We start from the raw sequence: 4,154 nt of genomic DNA, 5'->3' as shown, positions 1-4,154 counted from the left end.
TACAAGCAAACGTGTGGCGATTTTAATTGGCGGGGGTGAAGTCCCCGGTTTAAATATGTGTCTGAAGAGCCTGGTTTACCGGGCCATTGACGAGGGTTTTGAGCCGATTGGGGTGCGAAAAGGTTGGGAAGGATTCATTAATTATAACTATCACGATCCCACCACCTATGGCGAAAACTTTATCGAACTGAGCAAAAATATGGTGCGGCCCATTGACCGCACGCCCGGCTCTTTTTTGCACGCTTCCCGCGTTGACCCGCGAGAGGTACCGAGCCGCCTGGTGCCCAAATTTTTGCGACAAAAAGGCGCAGCCAACCAGGATTTAACCACCCACATCAAAGAAGTGATTGGGCGTCTTGATTATCGCGCCTTGCTGGCCATTGGCGATGACGATATGCTCAGGTATGCCGCTCATCTCAGCCGGCAGGGCGTGCCCATTATCGCCATTCCCAAAACCGTGCACAACAACATCCACGGCACCGATTACACCATCGGCTTTAGCACCGGCCTGGCCCGGGGGGTGGCCTTTATCCACGAACTGCGGGCGCTGGCCGGCTCTCGAGAACAGATAATTGTGGTGGAAACCTTTGGCGTGGACTCCGGCCTGAGTTCGCTGATGACGGCTTTTTTGGCCGGGGCCGACCGGGCCATTATCCCCGAAGTGCCTTACGACCCGGAAAGGCTGGCCCGGCTGGTGATGAAAGATAAACAGATCAACCCCAGCAACTACGCCGTGGTTACGGTCAGTGATGGCTCGTACATTGAACCGGATAAGGTTTTAAAATACACGCCCCATCTTTCGCCGCGCAGTAAATCAGAAGTGTTACAATTGATGACCGAACAAAAAGCCGAAGAAGCCAGAGTCCAGGATGAGTTTATTCTAAATGATGTACTGGAAACCGGCAGCAGTTTGGCCGGCAGCGGCATGGTGGTGGCCGAATTGCTCAACCAGATTACGGGCGAAGAAGTGTTTCTGCAACCGTTAACCTACCTGCTCCGCACCGGCTCGCCGGATGGACAGGATTTGTTGGGCGCCACCAACTTTGCCATCCTGGCCACCCGTTTGTTAAAAGAAGGCAAGTTTGGCCGGATGACGGCCTACCAGCAACGCTACAACTTAACCGATGTTGATTTGAAGATTGTGACCGAGGGTGTTCACCGGGTAAATGTTGATGAAATGTATGATGTAAAAGAGTATAAGCCCAAAGTAAACTTGATTTGGGCGGCGCAGGAGAATTAGAAATTAGAAATTGAAATTATACCTATTCAGTCTCCATGTCATTCCGAGCGATAGCGAGGAATCTCCTTGAGGGGGCGGTTAAAAGGATTGTCGGTTTGACAAATTAAACCCAAAAACTGGATTTTGACGGTCAAGCTTTGGTTAACTGTGAGCGCAAGGAGATTTCTCCCTTTGGTCGAAATGACATGCCTGAACAGTCTATTTTCTCACTTCTACTTTCTAATTACTCACTTGGAGGTGGAGTAATGAATTTGTTTGATAACGGCAAAAAAGAAAACGGCAACGGCAACATCTACGTGGTGCAAGTAAAAGATGTGGTCAAAAGTTTCCCGGTGGGTGATGGCGAGGTGACCATTCTCAAGGGACTCTCTTTTGACGTAGCCAACGGTGAATTTGTGTCCATTGTGGGGCCGTCGGGTAACGGCAAGTCAACGTTGCTCAATATGATCACCGGCATTGACCGCCCCACCGACGGCGAGGTAATTGTTACCGGCGAGCAGGTCCACAAAATGAGCGAAAATCAACTGGCCATCTGGCGCGGCCAGAACGTGGGTATCATCTTCCAATTTTTCCAAATGCTGCCCGCGCTCAGCCTGCTGCAAAACGTGATTTTGCCCATGGACTTTGCCCGCAAATACACCCCCAAAGAACGCCGCGAGCGGGCCATGCACTTGCTGGAAACTGTGGGCCTGGAAGATCAAGCCCATAAACTGCCCAGTATGGTGTCTGGCGGCCAGCAGCAACGCGCGGCCATCGCCCGCGCCCTGGCCAACGATCCGCCTCTGCTGGTGGCCGACGAGCCAACGGGCAACCTCGACTCGCGCACGGCGGGTGACGTGTTTGACCTCTTCACCGAGTTAATCACCCAGGGCAAAACGCTACTGATGGTGACGCACGACAAAGAGCTAGCCAGGCGCGTGCCTCGCGTGGTAGAGATCACCGACGGAAAAATTACCCGCGATGAATACGTGGGCGGCGCGGGTTGGACCGGGTATTGATAAAGGAGGAAGGATGAGGAAATAGTTCATCTCTCATTTTTCTCCCTAATTCTTAATCCTTACCCCCTACTCCCTTTTTTATTGGAAAGAATCGCATGAGTGTTATCATTTATAAAATCTGGCGGGATTTGTGGGCGCAAAAAGCCCGCACCTTGCAGGTGGTGTTAATTATTGCTATGGGCGCGTTTGCTATTGGCATGATTATCACCACCCGCAATTTAATGATTCCCGGCATGGAGCAACTCTGGCAGGATTGCAACCCGGCCATGATTACCATGTGGGCCGACCCCCCTGTTGACGACGACACCATTACCGCCATCAAGGGCATTGAGGGCATTGAAAACGCCGAAGGCTTTGCCGACACCTCCCTTGAATGGCGGCTTGATCTCGCCGACCCCTGGAGTGGCGGGGAGCTGAGAATGCGCAACGATTACGAACAGCAAACCTATACCACCCTTAACCTGCTCAGCGGCCGGTGGCCCACCGACAAATTTTTTGCCATTGGCCAGGGCACCGACACCCAATATGGCATCCAAGAAGGTCAAACCGTCTACATCCGGGTCAACGACCATGAGACCACGGTAAAAATCAGCGGTATTGTTTACGACCCGGTCATCCAGCCGCCCAGCTTTGGGGGCCCGGCCCAATTTTACGCCCCCCGTGACCGTTTTGGCGAATTAACCGGCGACCGCAACTTTAACCGCATTATGGCCGGGGCCGCCCAGTTTGACCGGCCAAAACTGATTGGCCTGGCCAACAAAATTGAACGCAAGTTGGAAAAAGAAGATGTTGATTCCGGCGGCGCATCGGCGCCCGAGGGCGACCGGGTGGGCGACCCCAACAAGCACTTTTTTCAAGACCCCATGGACGGCATCTTTTTGGTGCTGGGCATTATGGCCGTGCTGGCCCTATTGCTAGGCTTGTTTTTGGTATACAACACCATTAACGCCATCATCAGCCAACAAACCGACCAAATTGGCATTATGAAGGCCATTGGAGCCAACACCTGGCAAATTATCGCCGTTTACTTGAGCAATGTGTTTGCCTACGGCCTGCTGGCGTTGGTCATTGCCGCGCCGTTGGGCGTGCTGGCCGGTTGGCAAATGAATGTATTTTTAATGGCCGCCTTTAACGCCGAACCCGGCCCGTTTAGCATAGACCCAACGGCTATTTGGGCGCAGGCGGCAATTTCGTTAATTACCCCGCTGTTGGTATCGCTGCTGCCGGTGCTGGGCGGCGCGCGCGTTACCGTGCGCGAGGCTATCAGTACCTATGGTTTGCGGGCTGCCACCAGCCTGCTAGACCGGCTGCTGGCCAAAATGAGCTGGCTGTCGCGCCTGGCAGTGTTGACCATCAGCAACACTTTTCGCCACCGGGGGCGAGTGATCTTAACCCAAATTTCGCTGGTGCTCAGTGGCCTGATTTTTATGATGGTGCTCAGCGTGTGGGATTCAACTGCCTACACCTTTGGCGACTTCCTCTTCTCCATTCTCAAATTCAACGTCAGCCTGGTGTTTGAAGACCCGGAACGTATTGGGCGAGTTGAAACACTGGCTCTGGCCCATCCCGACGTAAAGGCCGTGGAGATGTGGCACCTGGAAGGTGGGCACATCCGGCCGGCGGGCCGCGAGGAGTCGGATGATGATAAAGAAGCGAACGTGTTTGGCGTGCCCCTGCCCACCAACTTGTATGGCCCGCAACTCCGGGCCGGCCGCTGGCTGCAACCCGGCGATACCAGCGCGATGGTGCTTAACCAAGAATTGGCCGAGGAGGCCGGGGTGGGCGTGGGCGACTGGGTAAAAGTCAATCACGGGGTTAAGGGCGATACCACCTGGCAGGTGGTCGGCCTGTTGTTTGACCCGGTTATATACAACTCCGCCCACGTATCCCGCGACACCCTGCTGCGCGAACTTAAT

Annotated in this window: 3 protein-coding genes; all 3 read left to right on the top strand. The window is 54.0% G+C overall.

Going from position 1 to position 4,154, the window contains the following annotated elements:
- Nucleotides 1–1,240 (top strand): 6-phosphofructokinase (locus JW953_02130; protein ID MBN1991472.1); only part of this gene is annotated, 1,240 nt, incomplete at its 5' end.
- Nucleotides 1,241–1,485: 245 nt separating this feature from the next.
- Complete coding sequence (locus JW953_02125) at nucleotides 1,486–2,238, top strand: ABC transporter ATP-binding protein (GenBank protein ID MBN1991471.1); 753 nt, start codon at nucleotides 1,486–1,488, stop codon at nucleotides 2,236–2,238.
- A gap of 95 nt (nucleotides 2,239–2,333) precedes the next feature.
- A partial coding sequence (locus tag JW953_02120; protein MBN1991470.1) for an ABC transporter permease occupies nucleotides 2,334–4,154 on the top strand: 1,821 nt, incomplete at its 3' end.

This window comes from Anaerolineae bacterium (assembly GCA_016931895.1).
In the GTDB taxonomy this organism is placed as follows: domain Bacteria; phylum Chloroflexota; class Anaerolineae; order 4572-78; family J111; genus JAFGNV01.
The sequence above is the reverse complement of the archived record's forward strand: the minus strand, read 5'-3'. Positions and strand labels throughout refer to the sequence as shown.